General features: G+C 71.6%; 16 protein-coding genes. 3 read left to right on the top strand and 13 right to left on the bottom strand.

What is annotated here, in order from left to right:
* Positions 1-34: 34 nt before the first annotated feature.
* From CEP17_RS01825 to CEP17_RS01840, 4 genes are all read right to left on the bottom strand, one after another.
* Entirely contained in the window at positions 35-1444 is a 1410-nt protein-coding gene (locus CEP17_RS01825; protein ID WP_112931043.1) for an aldehyde dehydrogenase family protein, read from the bottom strand.
* Positions 1441-2316, bottom strand: coding sequence for an SDR family NAD(P)-dependent oxidoreductase (locus tag CEP17_RS01830; protein WP_112931044.1), 876 nt, complete (start codon positions 2314-2316; stop codon positions 1441-1443). Before CEP17_RS01830 ends, CEP17_RS01825 begins: the two co-directional genes overlap by 4 nt.
* Positions 2313-3704, bottom strand: coding sequence for an NAD(P)-binding domain-containing protein (locus CEP17_RS01835; RefSeq protein WP_112931045.1), 1392 nt, complete (start codon positions 3702-3704; stop codon positions 2313-2315). Before CEP17_RS01835 ends, CEP17_RS01830 begins: the two co-directional genes overlap by 4 nt.
* A 126-nt stretch (positions 3705-3830) precedes the next feature.
* Positions 3831-4874: an AraC family transcriptional regulator gene (locus tag CEP17_RS01840; protein ID WP_239498565.1), complete on the bottom strand. Its 1044-nt coding sequence runs from the start codon at positions 4872-4874 to the stop codon at positions 3831-3833.
* Positions 4875-5026: 152 nt separating this feature from the next.
* On the opposite strand from CEP17_RS01840, the gene CEP17_RS01845 reads away from it, so the two are divergent.
* The 3 genes from CEP17_RS01845 to yidC all read left to right on the top strand — a co-directional run bounded on the left by CEP17_RS01845 (position 5027) and on the right by yidC (position 7271).
* Entirely contained in the window at positions 5027-6109 is a 1083-nt protein-coding gene (locus tag CEP17_RS01845; protein WP_112931047.1) for an alpha/beta hydrolase, read from the top strand.
* Positions 6110-6161: 52 nt separating this feature from the next.
* Positions 6162-6455: a hypothetical protein gene (locus CEP17_RS01850; RefSeq protein WP_112931048.1), complete on the top strand. Its 294-nt coding sequence runs from the start codon at positions 6162-6164 to the stop codon at positions 6453-6455.
* Between the two features lie 81 nt (positions 6456-6536).
* Positions 6537-7271 (top strand): membrane protein insertase YidC, encoded by a 735-nt coding sequence (gene yidC, locus CEP17_RS01855; protein ID WP_112931049.1) that lies wholly within the window; start codon positions 6537-6539, stop codon positions 7269-7271.
* On the opposite strand, the gene CEP17_RS01860 is transcribed toward yidC, so the two are convergent.
* The 9 genes from CEP17_RS01860 to CEP17_RS01900 all read right to left on the bottom strand — a co-directional run bounded on the left by CEP17_RS01860 (position 7266) and on the right by CEP17_RS01900 (position 17380).
* Positions 7266-8807 carry an MFS transporter gene (locus CEP17_RS01860; RefSeq protein WP_112931050.1) on the bottom strand — a complete coding sequence of 514 codons (1542 nt, stop codon included), beginning with the start codon at positions 8805-8807 and terminating at the stop codon, positions 7266-7268. The two genes, yidC and CEP17_RS01860, sit on opposite strands and share 6 nt — an antisense overlap.
* Positions 8808-8844: 37 nt before the next feature.
* On the bottom strand, positions 8845-10596 hold the full coding sequence (locus CEP17_RS01865; protein ID WP_112931051.1) for an amidohydrolase: 1752 nt from the start codon (positions 10594-10596) through the stop codon (positions 8845-8847).
* Between the two features lie 38 nt (positions 10597-10634).
* A complete protein-coding gene (locus tag CEP17_RS01870; RefSeq protein ID WP_112931052.1) occupies positions 10635-12224 on the bottom strand; it encodes a carboxylesterase/lipase family protein in 1590 nt (529 codons plus the stop codon).
* A gap of 46 nt (positions 12225-12270) precedes the next feature.
* Complete coding sequence (locus CEP17_RS01875; RefSeq protein WP_112931053.1) at positions 12271-12945, bottom strand: GAP family protein; 675 nt, start codon at positions 12943-12945, stop codon at positions 12271-12273.
* A gap of 57 nt (positions 12946-13002) precedes the next feature.
* Positions 13003-14745, bottom strand: a complete 1743-nt coding sequence (locus tag CEP17_RS01880) for a hypothetical protein (RefSeq protein ID WP_112931054.1) — start codon at positions 14743-14745, stop codon at positions 13003-13005.
* Between the two features lie 10 nt (positions 14746-14755).
* The gene (locus CEP17_RS01885) at positions 14756-15406 is read right to left on the bottom strand and encodes a response regulator (protein WP_112931055.1); all 651 of its coding nucleotides are present in this window, start codon (positions 15404-15406) and stop codon (positions 14756-14758) included.
* 73 nt (positions 15407-15479) lie between these two features.
* Positions 15480-15830 carry an Lsr2 family protein gene (locus CEP17_RS01890; RefSeq protein WP_036318047.1) on the bottom strand — a complete coding sequence of 117 codons (351 nt, stop codon included), beginning with the start codon at positions 15828-15830 and terminating at the stop codon, positions 15480-15482.
* Positions 15831-15859: 29 nt separating this feature from the next.
* Positions 15860-16708, bottom strand: a complete 849-nt coding sequence (locus CEP17_RS01895; protein WP_112931056.1) for a LuxR C-terminal-related transcriptional regulator — start codon at positions 16706-16708, stop codon at positions 15860-15862.
* Between the two features lie 123 nt (positions 16709-16831).
* Entirely contained in the window at positions 16832-17380 is a 549-nt protein-coding gene (locus CEP17_RS01900) for a methylated-DNA--[protein]-cysteine S-methyltransferase (protein WP_112931057.1), read from the bottom strand.
* Between the last annotated feature and the right edge of the window lie 160 nt (positions 17381-17540).

The raw sequence follows: 17540 nt of genomic DNA on the forward strand, positions 1-17540 counted from the left end.
CCGAACGCGTCGGTGAACGGGCCGCGGCCCGCTCTCACGGCCGGTGACGAATCCAGATGCTCTTCTCGCGCGTCCACTGCTCGAAGGCGCGCAACGACTTCTCCACACCGCCGAAACCGGACTGCTTCCATCCGCCGAAGGGCACCGCGAGGTCGCCCTCGCTGTACGTCCCGACCGAGACCAGCCCCGCCTCCACGCCGCGAGCGAGCGCCAGAGCGTCATCGAGCCGCGTCGTCCACACCGAGGCTGCGAGCCCGTAGGGAATGTCGTTCGCGAGAGCGATCGCCTCGTCGCGCGTGTCGAACGCCTGCACGGTGACGATCGGTCCGAACAGCTCCTGGCGGGTGATGTCCGATCCGGCGGCGACGCCGGTCACCACCGTCGGTGCGACGTAGTGGCCACCGGGCACGACGTCGATCTCGGTGCCGCCGGTGACGATCGTCGCCCCCTCGCGATGCGCCTGCGCCACGGCATCCGTCATCCGTCGCGCCGCGGCCGCGGTGAGAACGGGACCGAGCTGCGTCGCGGGGTCGGCGGGGTGGCCGAGGCGCAGCGCCGCTGCCGCGGCGGCGAACCGGGTCACCACCTCGTCGTGGATCGAGCGGTGCACGAGGATGCGCGAGCCGGCTGTGCAGTTCTGCCCCGAGGTGAGAAAAGCAGCCTCGACCATCCCCTCGATCAGCTCGTCGCCGAAGGAGAGCGCGTCGTCCATCAGGATCTGTGGGCTCTTGCCGCCCATCTCCAGACTCACGCGCTTGAGGTTGCTCGCGGCGGCAGCGGCGAGGATCGTGCGGCCCGTCGCGGTCGAGCCGGTGAAGGAGAGCGCACCGATGATGGGGTCATCGGCCAGCGCCGCCCCGGTCGTCGGCCCGTCGCCGGGCAGCACCTGCAGCACGCCGTCGGGAAGGCCGGCCTCGGACGCCAGGGCGGCGAGGTGCTGCACCGAACGCGGCGTCGCGTCGGCGGGCTTGAGGATGAGGCTGTTGCCCGCCGCGAGCGCCGGGCCCACCTTCCACGCGGCCATCGCGAGGGGGTAGTTCCAGGGAAGGATCGCCGCGACCACACCGAACGGCTCGCGTTCGGTGAAGGCGAGAACGTCGGGTCCGGATGCCGTCGTCGTGCCGTGCTGCTTGTCGACGGCTTCGGCGAACCATCTGATGGACTCGATCGCCGACGGCACATCGTTCTCGCGACACTCGGTGATCGGCTTTCCCGCGTCTTCGCAGTCGAGGCGGGCCAGCGTCTCGGCGTCGCGCACCATGAGATCGGCGAGGCGCAGCAGTACGGTGGCGCGCTCTCGCGGCGTTCGCCCCGACCACACCCGTGAGCGGAAGACCTCGTCGGCGCGACGGGCCGCGGCGTGCACCTCGGCCGCCGAGGTGATCGGCGTCTCGCCGAGGACGGTCCCGTCGGCGGGGGAGCGGAGGGTAAGGGTGGCGGTCACGCGGTCTCCTTCAGAACGAGCTCGTCGCCGTCACGCACGACGTGGCCGTCGCGCTCCAGCTGTGCGAGGTAGCGGGCCATGCCGCGCTCGCCGCGACGACGGAAGCCGCGCATCAGCTGCGGCAGGGCGTTGGGTACGAGCATGGCGAGGCGGATCAGCACCGACTCCGACGGCTTCGGGTAGATCTCCAGACGCGGCCGGTCGAGCATGCGCATCATGGCGCGGGCGACCGCCGCGGGCGGCTGCGGCGGATCCTGGAACTGCAGGGAGTTGCCGCCGTCGATCGCCTCCTGCCGCAACATGCGGGTGTCGGTCGCCGACGGCAGCACGGAGCCGGCGATGATCCCCTTCTGACGCAGATCGAGCCCGATCGAGAGCATCGCACCGCGCAACCCGAATTTCGACGCCGTGTAGATCGGCGTCTCCCCGAGAGGGAAGATGCCCCCGAGCGAGACGGTCGTGATCACGCGTGGGTCGCGCGAGCGGTGCAGCAACGGCAGGGCCAGGCGCGTGAGCACCAGCGGCGACAGGAGGTTCACCTCGGTTTCGAGTCGGATGCTCGCCACCGACCGGGCGTCGAAGCGCTCCGCGCTCGTCATGCCGACGTTGTTGATGAGCACGTCGATGCGGCCGTAGGCGGCTCCGATCTCGCCGAGCACACGGTCCACCTGCTCGTCGTCGGTGAGGTCACCGGCGAACCCTCGATGGCCCTCACCGGGCAGCGCGGCAGCCGCGCGTTTTGCGGCCTCGGTGCGGATGTCGACCAGAGCGAGGATCGCGCCGCGTGCGGCGGCCTCGCCCGCGAACGCACGCGCGATGCCCCCGGCGCCGCCCGTGACGACGATCACCTTGTCGCGGTAGTCGAAGCTCATGCCGCGACCTCCGCTGCCCGCGCGGTGCGGCGCGACGCGGCATCCGGAGCCTGGCCCTCCAGCGCCCAGCCGAGGCGGCGAGCCAGCTTCTTCACGTACTTCACATACGCATCGGCGTCGACGTAGCCGCGATGGCGCGGCGAGGAGTCGAAGTGCAGGCCGCCGGACAGGTCGGGCGCGTCGGCGATGCGCAGGCGCCCGAACTCGGCCGCTGCCGGGTCGCCGGTCCGGGCGCCGGCGATGAACGACGCCAGCAGGTGGGCCTGCTGGTCGAACAGTCCGTACGCGCCGCTGTTGGTCTCGATGAAGCCGACGCCGTAGAGGCCGGCGTGGTCGCGGGAGACGCAGTTGAGGTAGAGGTCGGGGTGCTGTTCGTCGCCGAAGTAGCGCTGCGCGACCGGCACGCGGTGCCGGTACCCGGTGGCCATGAGGATGAGGTCGAACTCCTCCCGTGTGCCGTCGGTGAACTCCACCGACAGCTCGTCGGCGCGGCGGATGCCGGGACGCGCGACGATGTCGCCGTGCTGGAGGTAGTGGAACAGCTGCGAGTTGAGCACCGGGTGGGTCTCGAACAGCTTGTGGTCGGGCTTCTGCAGGCCGAGCCGCGTGGGGTCTCCCGTGAGCAGCTTCAGCACCGGCTGCAGGATCGCCCGCTCCAGCGGCTTCGGCAGGAACGACCCCTTGCCGCCGACGATGTCGGACGGAAGCCCGAACACGTGCTTCGGGATGAACCAGTAGCCGCGGCGCATGCTGATCGCGGCGCGCTGGGCCGAGCGGGCCGCATCGCACGCGATGTCGCAGGCCGAGTTGCCGCCGCCGACGATCAGCACCCGCTTGCCGGCGAACTCCGAGGGCGAACGGTACTCGAGGCTGTGGCGCACCTCGCCGGCGTATGACCCCGGGATCTCGGGAACGAAGGGATGCCACTGGCTGCCGGTGCAGACGATGACGCGCTCGTGCTCGGTCGCAGTGCCGTCGGCGAGGGTGACACGCCAACGCGGGGCGCCCGATGTCGACGAGGAGAGGTCGTCGACCGCGGTGACGGTGGAGTCGAAGCGGATGCGGGGCGTGAGGCCGTAGGCGTCGGCGAACGATCGCAGGTAGGCGAGGATCTGCGCGTGACCCGGGTAGTCGGGGTAGTCCTCGGGCATGGGGAAGCCGGAGAAACCCGACACGGTGCGGCTGGAGATGAAGTGCGCCGACTCGTACATCGGGGTGCCCGGGTTCTCGATGTCCCACAGACCTCCCGCCTGCGAGTGGCGTTCGAGGTGCGTGTAGTCGATGCCCTTCTCGCTGAGTGCGCGAGCGACGGCGAGCCCGGCGGGGCCGGCGCCGATGACGCAGACCGTGGAGTCGACGGGGCGGGCAGCAGTGGGCGACGTGTTCATCAGCGCTCCTTCGTGCGGGTGAGGTGATCACGGTACGGCGGAGCACACGGCGGACAGCGGACTCGCGGCATCCAGGAATCGGACATGATCGGCCACACAACATGACCTGATCCATCCCTGGCGCGATCAGTGGACGATCGGCGGGCGTCGCGCCTCGGCGTGCAGCGCCGCGGGGGAGGCGCCGAACCACCGCAGGGTGCTGCGCCGCAGCGAGCGGTCGTCGCCATAGCCGAGGCGGAAGGCGATCTCGGCCGTCGTCAGCACGGGGGAGGCGAACAGCTCGGCGGCGAGGCGCTTGCGCACGTCGTCGAGCACGCCCGAGTAGCTCGCTCCCACCTCGATCAGTCGCCGCCGGAGCGTCCGCTCGCTCGTCGCGAGTGCACGAGCGTGCGCCGCGAGCGGGAGCACGTCGGGCAGGGCGTCTTCGACCTGCGTCGCGAGCACGGCGACGAGTTCCTGGCGCTCGATGATGCTCTCGGTCTGCGTCTCCAGCAGTGCGACCGTCTCGCGGTGCGTCCAGGCGTCGGCGCTGGGAAGCGCGGCGTGCGCGGCGGCGAGGGGCACATGCCAGGCGTTGCGCGCCGCGGAGAACCGCACGGCGCCGCCGAAGTAGTCGCGGTACACCGCCGGCTCGGCGCCGGCCGCGTGTGCCAGCTCGACCAGCTGGGGCGCCGCGAGACCGGCGACGTCGCGAGCCATCCTCGTGATGTTCGCAAACCCCTCTTCGACGAGGAACGTGCCCACCGCTGAGGCCTGTTCCTGCAGCGCGGCGGTCACCACCAGTCCGCCGGCCTCCTCCGCTGAACTCCAGCGCACCATCGAGCCCGCGAGATTCTGAAACCGCAGACCGACCCGCACGGCATCGCGCAAGGTCGCGCTCGACATCATCGCGAGACCGAGCAGCCCCGAGGCCGTGATCGGCTGGCGGCGGCCCACCTCGAGCCCGAGCGCCGGCACGGGCAGCAGCAGGAGCGCCCGTTCGATGATCACGCGCCCCTGCCGGTACGACACGCGCAGAGCGGGGGAGTCGATCGCGCTCCGGGTCAGGGATGCCGCGCGCAGGGCGCGCTCGAGGGAGACGCCGTGCTCATCGGCCACCTGCAACAGGTAGCGGATGATGTTCGGGGTGATGACGGCCGAAGACGGCGTGACGGCGCGGCGCTCGGACATGCGCGCCATTGTATTTGGCCGATGATGTCCGCGCGCTGGCGGAGACGGACCGTGACAAAGTCCCGTCGGTCGCTATCGTCGAGCGCATCCCGTCCCGACGGGCCCACCGCTCGCCCGCGAATCGTCGATGCCGCCGACCCCGAGGAGCCACCATGCCCGACACTCCTGCCGCCTCCGAACGCGTGATGCGCGCGGTCATCCGCACCCTCGGCGCGCTTCCCGAGCCGATCCAACGGGTCATCGCCGGTCGGCCCGTCGTCGTGGACGGCCAGCGCCTCGCCACCGAGGTGCAGATGGCGCTGCGGCTGCTCAATGCACTGCCCGGCTCCGACTTCTCCGACCTGCCGTTGGATCGCGCGCGGGCCCAGATCGATGCCGAAGCCCGCATCTTCGGCGGCTCGCTGCCTGTCGCGAGCGTCGAGGACATCGAGATCCCGACGCGTGCGGGGGCTGCTCCGGCGCGCCGCTATCAGAACGTGCCCGAGGCCGAAGGCACCGTCGTGTACTTCCACGGCGGCGGGTGGGTGGTCGGCAGCCTCGATTCGGCCGACTCGGTGTGCCGGTTCATCGCCGCCACCAGTGGCCTGGAAGTCATCTCGGTCGACTACCGCCTGGCACCCGAGCACCCGTTCCCCGCGGGCGTCGAGGACGCGATCGACAGCTACCGCTGGGTGCGCGAGCACCGGCCCGGCCGCCCGATCGCGGTCGCGGGCGACAGCGCCGGCGGCAATCTGAGCGCGGTGGTGAGCCTTGCCACCGTGGGAGATGCGGCAGGCGCGCCCGACTTCCAGCTGCTGTTCTTCCCGGTCACGGATCTGTCCGGCAAGCACCGCTCCTACCGACTGTTCTCCGACGGCTACTTCCTCACGGAGAAGCAGATGGACTGGTACCGCGGGCACTACCTGCCGACGCCCGCGCATGCGCTCGAGCCGTTCGCCTCGCCGCTACGGGCCGAGGCGTCCGCGCTCACGAAGCTGCCGCCCGCGCACGTGGCCGTCTCGGGCTTCGACGTGCTGCGTGACGAGGGCATCGCCTACGCCGAAAGACTGAGGGATGCCGGGGTGCCGACGACGCTGCAGGTCGTCGAGGGGCACATCCACGCGTTCGTCAATGCCACCGGCGTGGGCCGGCTGAGCTCCCGCGCGCTCGCCGAGTCGGTCGGCGTGCTCGTTCGCGGACTCGGCGGGCGCACCGGCGTCACCGACGCAGACGCGTCCGCACCGTCGGAGCGATGAGGTCCTTCCGCTAGCCTGGGGGTCCGACCGCGGCTGAGAGGGAGGACCGCCGATGACCGACGCGTTCGTCCTCGTGCTGCGCGCGATCGGCGTCGCCGTCGGCGTCGTGCCCGCGGGAGCCTCACCGCTCACCTCGCTGGCGGTCGTCGCCGCGGGCATCGCGGCGGCTGCCGCCGCGGCCGTGGTCATGGCCGCGGTGTCGGCGACCGCGCGCGAGCGCACCTCCCGCGATCGCATTCGGTCGGCGCGCAGCGACGTGCGGCGCGCCCCCGTGGCCCAGAGCGATCCCGACGCACCCGGTCACATCCTCCGCAGAGGTCCGAGCGCGGCTCTCCCGGCCGCGTAGTCACCCCGTCCGGACGCCACTCACGGCATCCCTTCGCGGCCGAACAGCTCACCCTGATCGCCTCGTCGGAATGGACAACTCGTGGACCTCTTCACCCTGCCGCCCCTGGCGGCTCTGCTCGACCTCTCGGCACGCGGGCTCATGGCCCTCACCGCCCTTCTCGCCCCCGTCGCCGGCCCGGCGGCCGCCGCCGCGGCCGTCGTGCTCGTCACCCTCCTCGTGCGGACGGCGCTCGTCCCGGCCGGTGTCGCCCAGGCGAAAGCCGATCAGGCGCGCTCGCGCCTGGCGCCGCGGCTGCGCGCCCTGCAGCAGCGGTGGCGCGCGCACCCCGAGCGGCTGCAGCGCGAGACCCTCGCGCTCTACCGCGCCGAAGGCGTCTCGCCGGCGGCCGGGTGTCTTCCGCTTCTGATTCAGGCGCCGATCGTCGGGCTCGTGTACGCCGTCTTCCTGCACGGATCGATCGCCGGGCACGCGAATCCGCTGCTGGCCGAACACCTCTTCGGTGTGTCGCTGGGTCAGAGCGCCGTCGCCGCGGTGTCGAGCGGCGTCGTTCCGGCGGCCGCTGCGGTGTTCGGTGTCATCGTGCTGCTCATCGCGTTCGTCGGTGAACTCACGCGGCGTCTGCTGCGACCGACAGCCGCGGCGACGCTGCCGGCATGGCAGCGCACGCTGACCGCGTCGGCGCCGTTCCTCACTGCCGTCGCGGCCCTGTTCGTTCCCCTCGCGGCAGCGGTCTACCTGCTGACGACCGTCACCTGGACCCTCGGCCAGCGACTCGTGCTGCGACGGCTGTACCCGCCGCAGCAGGCGTCATGACGGTGCGCCACCGCTACCGGAGGTCGGCACGGCCCGCGACGCGCGAGCGATCAGGGCCGCGCCGACGATGCTCGCCGCCAGCGCGACGACAGCCATGCCGACCATCAGTGCGCCAAACCCGTCGCGGTAGGCGGCCACCGCGGCATCGAACACCTGCGCGTCGGGGCGCGTGCCGTCCTTCGCGTAGGTGCCGACGCCGACAAGAGCGGTGTGCACCGCGGCATCCGTCAGTCCCGCCGCCGACAGGCGGGCGGTGATCCCCGAGATCGTGAGCTGGGTGATCACGGCGGTCGACAGTGCGGTACCGAGGGAGGAGAAGAGCTGCCCGAAGGTCGTGCGCGAACTGGTCACCGGTCCGTAGAAGTCGGCCGGAGCCTCACTGAGCACGAGCGTCCCGTACGGAAGCGCCGCGGCGGTGATACCGAAGGCGATGAGGATGCCGGCGGGTACGAACGCCAGCGGCGTGGAGGCGTCTCGGGCGAGGAAGGCCGCCCCGAAGCCCGCGGCGGAGAGGATGCCGCCGACCAGCAGGGAGGTCTGCGGGCTCATGCCGCGGGTCATCAGGCGCCCCAGCACGATCGCCCCGACGATCGAGGCGAGCGACACCGGCAGCTGCCACACCGCGACGCTGCTGGGGGTCAGAGCCAGCACGTACTGCCACACGTTCGACAGCTGCAAGAAGGCGACGGCGCCGCCGGCGTTGAAGACGAAGCCTGCGCAGAGCGCCGCGAGGAAAAGGGGTCGGCGAAAGAGCGCGACCGGGAAGAACGGGTTCGCGACCCGCGTCTGCGACCAGACGAAGACGCCGAGAAGCACGACGCCGAGCGCCATGGCTCCCCACGTCAGCGGGCTGGTCAGCGACGAGGCGAGCTGTGAGACGCCGAACAGGAACACGACCATGCCGGTGATGAGCGCAACCTGTCCGCCCACGTCGCGCTTCTCCGTGACGGTGGGGGCGACCGACGGCAGAAGCACGAGGACGGCGGGGACGCACAGTGCCGACAGCACGGGAACGAGCACGAACGCGAGGCGCCAGTCGACTCCGGCGAGCAGGCCCCCCGAGAAGGTGAACAGCACTCCGGCCGCGCCCGAACACGCAGCGAACGTCGCGACGGCCGCAGGGAGCCGGCCCGGCGCGGCCAGCACCTGGATGTAGGCGAACGAGGCGGCGTACACGGCGCCCAGGCCGACGCCCGTCACCGCCTGACCGAGGATGTAGACGAGCGCCATCGGCGCGGCGGCCACGATCAGCTGGCCGACGAGACCTGTCACGAGGGCGGCGACGAGCATGCGGCGGCGGCCGATCCGGTCGGCGAGCAGGCCTGTGGTGATGACCGAGGCGGCGATCGCGAGGGTTTGCATGGATGCCGCGAGCGCCTGATCGCCGCCGACCATGTCGAGGCCGCGGCTCGCGCCCACGAGTGCGGTGGCGGCGATGTTCGGGGCGGAGCCCTGAACTGCGGCGAGCACGCCGAGCAGGGGGATCGCGAGGGTGTGCGCGGAGCGCACGACGGATGTCGGTGGTGTCGTTGTCATGGGGGCTTTCGAGTGAGAGAGACGTGCGGAGAATCGTTCAGGCGGTGAAGGCGGGGACGCCGTCGATGTAGGTGGCGTTCACGGCGATGCGATCCCAGCTCTCGGGATCGCTCGTCCACGGATCGGCGTCGACGACCGCGAAGTCGGCGCGGCGTCCGGCCGTGAGCGTGCCGCGATCGTCGGCGTGGATCTGCCAGGCGGCATCCGCGGTGATCGCCGACAGCGCCTCGGCCGCGCTGACGCGCTCGTCCGGCGCGAGCACCGTGCCGTCGGCCTCCAGACGGCGCAGCACCGCGGTGCGGGCGCTGCGCAACGGCTGCACCGTCGTCACGTTGTAGTCGGAGTGCAGACTGGGGCGCAGCCCCGCGCGGAGGGCCGACGCGACGCGGTCCAGTCGCGCGGCGCGCGCGGGGCCGAGGATCGTGTCGCGGAACGCCGCACCCCAGTAGTAGACGTGGTCCATCAGGAAGCTCGGCGACACTCCCACCGCGGCCATCCGCGCGAGCTGGTCGTCGGTGGTCACTGAGGCGTGCTCGAAGCGGTGCCGGAGAGCGTCGCGCCCCGGCAGCAGCTCTTCGGCGGCCTGGAGGGCGAACTCGACCGCCGCGTCGCCGTTCGTGTGGATCATCAGCTGCCAACCGTCGTCGAGACCGGCGCGCATCACTTCGCGCAGGCTCTCCGGCGTCCAGTTCGCGTGGCCTCCCGAGGTCTCGCCGAGATACGGCTGCAGGAAGTATCCGGAACGACCCTGGTTCGAGCCGTCCGCCACGATCTTCCACGCGTCGGCGCGCACCATCGCATCTCCGCTGAACGGCGTGACGCCGGCCGCCTTCCACGCCTGGGCGACCTCGGCGGGCGTCGCGCACCCCGCCAGGGAGGAGAACTGCGCCGTCGACACTCGCACCGGCAAGCGTTCGGCCCCGTTGAGCTGGTGCAGCATCGCGATCTCGCTCACGCCGGCCAGCGTGCCGGTCATCGCTTCGCGCATCGAGGTCACGCCGGCACCAGCGAACTCGTTCAACACGTGACGGATGCCGCGGCCCACCTCCGCCGCTGTCGGACGCGGCAGGTGCGCGAGCAGCATCGTCACCGCGGGCGACTCGCCGACCACGCCGGTGAGCCTGCCTTCGCGCTTCTCCAGCGTGCCCCCGCTCGGCTGCGGTGTGGCGTCGGTGATGCCGGCGGCATCCAGGGCTGCGCTGTTGGCGTAGGCGAAGTGCATCGACGCATTCAGCACGACCACGGGACGGTCGGTCGCGACCCGGTCGAGGATGTCGCGGGTGAGGGCCGGCTCACCGGGGTACAGGCTCGGGTCGAACAGCTTCGCCAGCACGTACTGACCGGCGGGTGTCGCGTGCGCAGCCGTCTTCAGGACGGCGATGACGTCGTCGAAGCGCGGACAGGTGGCGTGCGAGACGTCGACCCACTCGAGTGTGAGCAGCGACACCCAGATGTGCGCGTGCGGCTCGATGAGACCGGGGATCACCACGCCGTCGGGGGACAGGATCTTCGTCGCCGGGCCGGTCAGCCCGTCCAGCTCCGCCGCCGATCCCAGTGCGACGATGCGGCCGTCGCGCACCGCCATCGCCTCCGCGCTCGGAGCCGCGGGGTCGCCGGTCGCGATCCGGCCGACGACCAGGAGGTCCGCTGTGGCGGTCGGGGCGCTCCGCTCGCCCGATTCTGCGGGCGCGCCGTAGTGCGCGGGGCTGACGGTGGCGCCGGCCGCGGCGATGGCGGGCGCGAGGCGGTCGCGGCTGAGGGGAGTCGCGGCGCTGCAGGTGTCGGACATGAGGAGCTCCTTCGAAAGCGTGTGACGGCCGCGTGGGTTCAGTGGAAGTCGAGGACCTGATCGCCCCACGCAGCGCGCAGAGCCGCATCCAGGTCATCGACGACGGTGTCGTGGCGCTCGATGACCAGGGTCGCGCGGGTGGCGGCGGGGTCGTAGGCCGGCCAGTGCGGAGCGCCGGCGACGCCGTCCGCATCGGGTGTGCGCCCGTGCGCGAAGGCGGCCCACCGCTCCTGCATGCGGGCGGAGATCACCTCGCCCGCGCGCTTGCCGCCGAGGCGGAACGTGGGGTCCTTGGGGCCGCTCGCGAAGACGCCCCACAGGTAGGCCAGCTCGCTGCCGTGCGTCGCGCCGAGACCGATCAATCGCAGGAAGGGTGTCGCGTGATCGAAGCGGTACAGCCACACCGGGGCCGCCGCGGCGTGCCCCTCGGCGATCCACACGGTGGGCATGCGGAAGCCGATGTCGCGGGCGACCCCGAGCCCCACCGCGTTCTTGCGCACGTTCTCGTACGCCGTCTGCACCTGGGCGACCGAGGGCAGCTCGACAGTGGGGTTATCGGCGGCCATGTCGGAGAACATCGCCATGATGCGCTCTTCGGTGATCGGGATGAGGGGCGACTTCATGAACTTGAACAGCGACGCCTCATCCTTGTTGGTGCCGATCATGAGGGGAACCGGTAGTCCGCGACCCTCGTGCAGCACCGTGGCCGGTGCCTCCGGCAGCAGGTCGCCGTCGACGATCGGCGCGAACGCCAACGTTCCGGGTGCCTCGTCGGGCACCTGCGCGTACACCGTCATCCCGGCGGTCACGAGCTCGTCGGCGGATGCCGCGCGCAGCGCCGCGGCGGTGGACGCGGCATCCGTCTGGTCGATGCCGAGCTCGCGCACGAAGCGCTCCGCGACGTCGCGCGCCCGATCGATGCCGTACATGCTCGACGCGGGGGAGGACTGCGCGATCGCGCGGTGGAAGAGCCCCTCGGCCGACGGCGTCGCCAGCAGCGTCGTGACCAGGCCGCCGCCGGCGGACTCGCCGAACACGGTCACCCGGTCGGGGTCGCCGCCGAACGCGGCGATGTTCTCCCGTACCCAACGCAGGGCGAGCAGCACGTCCTTCAGCGCCAGGTTGCGATCGAAGCCGCCGTCGGGCAGAAGACCCGACAGATCGAGGAAGCCGAAAGCGGCCAGGCGATAGTTGATGGTCACCACGACCACGTCGCCCCGTGTGACCAGCGAGGTCGCATCGTACGTGCGCTGGCTGGACGCCCCGAAGGTGTACGCGCCGCCGTGCAGCCACACCATCACCGGTCGTGCGCCCGCCGCAGCGTCGGCGCCGGGTGCCCAGACGTTGAGCATCAGGCAGTCCTCGTCGAGCACGGCGTCCTCGCCCAGGGCGATCGCGGGCGTGCGCACCTGGGGACAGGCCGGCCCGAACGCGGTGGCGTCGACCTCTCCGGTCGCGGCGGCTGCCGGCACCGGGTCGCGCCAGCGGCGCTCGCCGACCGGGGCTTCGGCGTAGCGGATGCCGCGCCACGAACGGACGTCGTTGCGGACGGCGCCGCGGAAGGTGCCCGCCGGGGCGGTGACGATGCAGGGGGTCAGGGTGTCAGGGGTCTGGGTGGTGTTCGACATGTGAGGTCCTTTCGGAACGAGAGGCGGAGAAGGCGAGGTGGGGCGCTCAGGCGGCCAGGCGATGGATGACCTGTGCCAGCTCGTTCGCCGCGAGGATCGCGAACAGTACCGTCATCATGGCGGCGTTGTGCATGATCAGCTGCGATTTCAGCGCCTGCAGGGCGGAGTGCACGCGGGCCGTGCCGGTCAGCTGGACGAGGGCCGGAATCACGAGCAGCAGTGAACCGGCCAGCGCGATGGCAAGGCACAGCCCGACGGCGGCGAGCGGCGCGAGGTGCGCTTCGCCGATGAGCGCGCCGGCCTTGAGCTCGAGGGGGATGTTCTTGGTGTTGGTCGCCGCCATCACGAGTCCGAGGCCGGCGGCCGAGAGCGGGGTGACGCTGTCGATCGCCGCGAGCCACTTCGGCGCCGTCGCGGGCGTGCCGTTCTTCGGACGCGACATCCAGCTGGCGACGGCGAACACGGTGAAGCCGAGGGCGAGGACGATCGCCAGGATCAGTGAGACCGTCTGCGCTGCGGGGCTGCTCGATGCCGACGCGCGGGCCGCGCCGAGTGCGCCCAGCCCCGTGACGGCGAACGCGACGAGCGTGTAGACCGCGGTGTAGGCGGGAGCGCACGAGCGTCCACGCGGGGCGAGCACGATCGCCACGATCGCCACGATGGGCAGCGGGGACAGCAGCATGCCCACCGCGAGGGGAAGAAGGTTGTGCAGGTCGTTCACGTCGGTTCCGTTTCATCGCTGTCCCCGGGCCGGGTGTCCGGGGGTGCGATGACGACGTTATGACGGGGGTGCGGCCTGGTTTTCGGGATGTTCGGCTGACACGACAGCAGCGCCGGTCGGCAGCGTGAAGCTCGCCTCGAGCACCGTGTCGCGACCGTCCGCATGCAGTCGCGCGCCGAGGTCGCGCACGTGCGATGCCGGCCGCAGCTCGGCATCCGGCGTCGTTCGTCCTCGCGACCGTACGCGTGCGCGCAGTCGGCTGCCCGCCCCCGTCGCGACGATATCGAGGGCCACGTCCGCGCGCTTCTCGTCGCTGTGCTTGACGGCGTTCAGCAGCCCCTCGGCGATGACGTCGTACACATCGCGGGCGAGCCGGGGGTGCGCATCGAGCGCGTCCAGCGCCCGCGGGTCGAGCGTCGTGCGCAGCGCGATCACCCGCCCCCATGTCGCCAGCAGCGCCCGTAACGCCGCGGCATCGGCGCCGGGGTCGGCATCGGTATAGGTCGAAGCAAGACGATGTACGAGAGCGATCAAGTCGTCGCGCAGCGCGGCGGACTCGGCGGCGGACGGCTGCGGGTGGGTGAGTGCGAACTGCACGCACGCTCCCTGCCCGTCGCGGTGCAGCAGTTCGGCCGTGCGACGCAGGCCCTCCCTGACGGGGCCGATGCCCTCGCGGGACGCGCGCTGGGCGCGGGTGATCGTGCCCGAGAGTCGTCGCTGTTCTCGTCGCAGTCTCTGCACGGCGCCGGCGCACAGCCCGGCCGCGAGTGCGAAGGCGACGTAGTCGACGGCCGGCAGAAGCGTGATGAGACCGCGATGTCCGGAGATCGTCGTCAGCGCCGACAACGCGACTCCGCCGATCGCCGCGCCCAGGAGATAGACCGTGGCGGCGCGGCGGGCGCTGCGCGCGAACGCTCGGCGGCGCGCGACATGGTCGACAAGGCCGGTCACGACGACGACGGCGACGAGGCCCGCGATCAGTGCGCCGGGGCCTGTCGTCCGCAGCGCGTAGGGAAGTGTGCAGGCGATGTAGACGATCGCGACCGCACCGCGTGGCGGGAGACGGAAGGGCGGCAGCGTCAGGGAGTGACGGCGGGTCGGGATGCCAGCGGTGGTGGCAGTCACCTGCGGCGCCGGGCTCGTCGGCGCATCATCGGCCATCCGCTGCAGGCGGTGGCTCCACGTGCGGAAGTCCTCCGCACCGAGCGCGCGCACGCCGCCCGGCCCCGCCGCGGGATCCCATCGTTCGATCGCTCGGCCGAGAGCGGATGCCGCGGCATCCACCTCGCGGCGCGCATACCGGTCGATGACGACGGCGCGGTCGGGTGCGGCGGCCAACTCTGCCGCCACCTCGCGCAGCAGCGCGTTGGTGCGACGGAGTGTGTGCACGGCGTTCTCGAGCACGGCGATCATCGCGAGGACGACCGGCCAGACGACGACATTCGTCGCGATACGAAACGGTAGTTGCGCCGCCGCAGGAACCGGCAGCGACCATAGCGCGGCCCATCCGTCCTGCACGAGCGGACGCAGTGCAGCGCACGCGACGACGCCGACGACCACCACCACGGCTCGCACGAGCGGGGCGGTCAGACGCCGCTCGAGCAGCGCGAGGGCCCCGAGTGCGAGGACGAAGCATGCCGTCGTGGCGAGCGTTGCCGGAACCAGCGCCGCGACATCCACGCCCGCGCCCACGGGCGCCATGATGGTCATCGACAACGGGAACGTCGCCGCGAGCGACCACGGGCTCAGAAACCGGCCGTCGGCCACGACACGGCCGATCGACGCGGAGAACCGTCTCACGCGCGAACCCTCACCGGGCGGGGCCGAACGCGGCGAGGTACATCGCCGCAGCGGCGACACGGGGGCTGACGGTCGGGTCGCCCGTGACGTCCAAACGGTCGAACAGGCGGCTGATCGAGCGTTCCACGGCGCGCACGCTGGACGCGGTCTCTTCCGCGATGCGCTCGTTCGACCAGCCGCGGGCGACCATCGCCAGGATCTCGAGCTGATGGCGCGTCAGGGCTCCGAGCCCGTCGCGTGCGTCGGGTGCGGGCGGCGTCGTCGCCGCCGGGGCCCGCCGCGTCGACAGTGCCTGCTCCAGCGCCGACACGAGGCCGTCCGCGGAGTCGAGGTCCTGCTTGGAGACGAAGACCGCGTGGGCGATGCCCATCGCCGTCGCGCCGGCCGCTGCGCGCGGATAACTGCTCAGGAAGACGATCGCCAGATGTGGTGCGAGCTCGGACAGCATGGCGGCCAGCTCGGCGCCGGAGGGGCGACTGCCGAGGTCGATGTCGGTGAGGAGCGCGTCGGGGTCGAACTCGGTGAACAGGCGCGTCGCCGTCGCCGCGTCCCCCGCGGCGGCCGTCTCGAACCCGTGACGCTCGAGCAGCTCGCACACGAGCATGCGCAGCGCGGCCTGGTCTTCGACCACGAGCACGCGACGGGTCCAGTCCGAGGCCACGAGATCACCCTAGCGCTCGCGCGGCTGGCGCCGTGATGGCGCCGACGAGCGTCGGCGTGGGTGCCGCGGGCCGTCAGTGCGCGGCGTCGTAGGCCTCGAGGACCGAGGCGGGGACGCGTCCGCGCTCCGACACCGTGAAACCGTTCTTGGCGGCCCACTCGCGGATGGGACCGTAATCGCGCTGCTGAGAGCGGCGCTGTCCGCGGGCGCCGGCGCGGCGCGGCGCGGCCGCGCGCGACGAGACGCTGCGCGCCGCGGCGACGTAGGGCGCCAGCGCGTCGCGAAGCGCGGCGGCGTTGTCGGTCGTGAGGTCGATCTCATACGCGGTGCCGTCCAGCGAGAACAGGACGGTCTCACCGTCACCGACTTCGAGAACGGTGCCGTCCAGGTCATCGACGAGCTGGTGAACGATTTTGCGGGCCATGGGCAGAGCCTACTGATACCGACGGCTGATCAGGGGAGCAATCCCGCGCGTCGCGCCCGTGTCACCGCGGCGTGGCGCGTGCCCGTGTCGAGTTTGGCCATCGCCGACTGCAGATACGACTTGACGGTGCCCTCCCGCAAGCCGAGTGCGACAGCGATCTCGGCGTTGGTCTGGCCCAGTGCCGCGCACGCGAGCACATCGATCTCACGCGGCGACAGCTTCACGTCGAGCGTCTCCGTGCTCGCACCGTCGTCGCGGGTCAGATCGGCGAGGCGCTGTTCGATCTCGGCGAGACGGCGCCGGATGGCGGCATCGGGAACGTCGGCGGCGATGCGACGCAACTGTGCGTACGTGTCGCGCAGGTGCTCGCGCAGCACGGGGTCGACACCGGGCGTGGATGCCGGGGCGACGGCGAGCCGGCGCTGCACCTCTTCTCTGACCCGCAACTCCGTCGCCAGATCGCTCGCGACCTGGAGCGCCATGCGCGCGGTGGCCTCCCCGAAAGGTGACGGCGACCAGGAACCGCAGTAGAGCACGCCGCGTGCGCGCCCGGCGACGAGCACGGGCACAGCGAACAGCGTCGAGATCCCCTCGCCGAGGATCGCGCGATCGTAATCGTGGGTGATGTTGCGCGAGGACCGGTAGTCGAGAGCGAGTCGCGGGCGCCGCTCGACGAGGGCGCGTCCGCCGAGCCCACGGCTGGCGTGCACGACCAGCCCCGACAGGTGGGGCGTGCGGTTTCCGACGATCGAGGTGACCTCGACCGCGTTCGCTCTCTCGAAACCGCCGAAGGCGACGGGAAGGCCTGTCCGCGTGGCCAGATCCTCGACGGCATGGGCCAGCAGATCACTGTCAGTGAGCGGGGTCGGCGTCGCCATCTCGCCTCCCTGACATCGAGGGCGACGACCGCGTCACCCGTGGGCTCGAGAATATCACCGGCCGCTGTCACCGGCTCCGTCGGGCTCCCACTCGGCGCTGTGGGAGCCCGCGCCGCGACCGGCCTACACGGCGGCGGACCGAGGGAAGCCGTCGCGGACGACGCGGGCTTCGAGATCGAGGAGAAACCGTTTGCGTTCGGGGTGTCCGCCGTACTCGCCGATGGACCCATCGGCGCGCACGACGCGATGCGCCGGGATCACGATCGAGATGGGGGTGCGGGCGCACGCCGATCCCGCCGCGCGGTGGGCTCCCGGGGAGCCGGCGAGGATGGCCAGCTCGCCGTACGACGCCGTCTCGCCGTAGGGGATCTCGTCCATCGCCTCGAGCGCGCGGCGCGCGAAACCATCGACTCCGCGCAGGTCGAGATCGAGAGTGAAGCGTCGACGCGTGCCCGCGAAGTATTCGTCGAGCTGGGCGGCCACGTCGGCGGTGGCCACGGCATCCGGCACGATGGCGCCGTTGCGGCGAGCGCTGATCGCTTCGAGGTGGCGGTCGGCCGCGGTCAGCGACACGTCCAGCACGTCGAGGGCGACGAGGCCCCCATCGGCGACGACGATGAGGGCCTCGCCGATCGGTGTCGGGTGCACCGAGTATGCGGCGGTCGAGGTCATGACTCCATGATGCTCGCGCCGGTCGACATCGTCGCCGCGCGATCCCGTTCTGTGGAGGGGGGAGGCTCCGCCCTGGGTGGGGAGGAGGCTCGACGCGATGTCTCACCCGTCACACCAGCCCCAAAACCGCGAAAACCCGCCGCGCTAACCGGGAACGCCG

It is taken from the genome of Microbacterium sp. PM5, from assembly GCF_003293595.1.
Classification (GTDB): domain Bacteria; phylum Actinomycetota; class Actinomycetes; order Actinomycetales; family Microbacteriaceae; genus Microbacterium.

What these genes read in the sequence shown, in the direction of transcription:
- CEP17_RS01845 (WP_112931047.1), top strand. Translation starts at nt 5,027, where the DNA reads ATGCCCGACACTCCTGCCGCCTCCGAACGCGTGATGCGCGCGGTCATC.
- CEP17_RS01840 (WP_239498565.1), bottom strand. Translation starts at nt 4,874, where the DNA reads ATGTCCGAGCGCCGCGCCGTCACGCCGTCTTCGGCCGTCATCACCCCG.
- CEP17_RS01850 (WP_112931048.1), top strand. Translation starts at nt 6,162, where the DNA reads ATGACCGACGCGTTCGTCCTCGTGCTGCGCGCGATCGGCGTCGCCGTC.
- CEP17_RS01865 (WP_112931051.1), bottom strand. Translation starts at nt 10,596, where the DNA reads ATGTCCGACACCTGCAGCGCCGCGACTCCCCTCAGCCGCGACCGCCTC.
- CEP17_RS01870 (WP_112931052.1), bottom strand. Translation starts at nt 12,224, where the DNA reads ATGTCGAACACCACCCAGACCCCTGACACCCTGACCCCCTGCATCGTC.
- CEP17_RS01830 (WP_112931044.1), bottom strand. Translation starts at nt 2,316, where the DNA reads ATGAGCTTCGACTACCGCGACAAGGTGATCGTCGTCACGGGCGGCGCC.
- CEP17_RS01895 (WP_112931056.1), bottom strand. Translation starts at nt 16,708, where the DNA reads ATGGCGACGCCGACCCCGCTCACTGACAGTGATCTGCTGGCCCATGCC.
- CEP17_RS01835 (WP_112931045.1), bottom strand. Translation starts at nt 3,704, where the DNA reads ATGAACACGTCGCCCACTGCTGCCCGCCCCGTCGACTCCACGGTCTGC.
- CEP17_RS01890 (WP_036318047.1), bottom strand. Translation starts at nt 15,830, where the DNA reads ATGGCCCGCAAAATCGTTCACCAGCTCGTCGATGACCTGGACGGCACC.
- CEP17_RS01860 (WP_112931050.1), bottom strand. Translation starts at nt 8,807, where the DNA reads ATGACAACGACACCACCGACATCCGTCGTGCGCTCCGCGCACACCCTC.
- CEP17_RS01900 (WP_112931057.1), bottom strand. Translation starts at nt 17,380, where the DNA reads ATGACCTCGACCGCCGCATACTCGGTGCACCCGACACCGATCGGCGAG.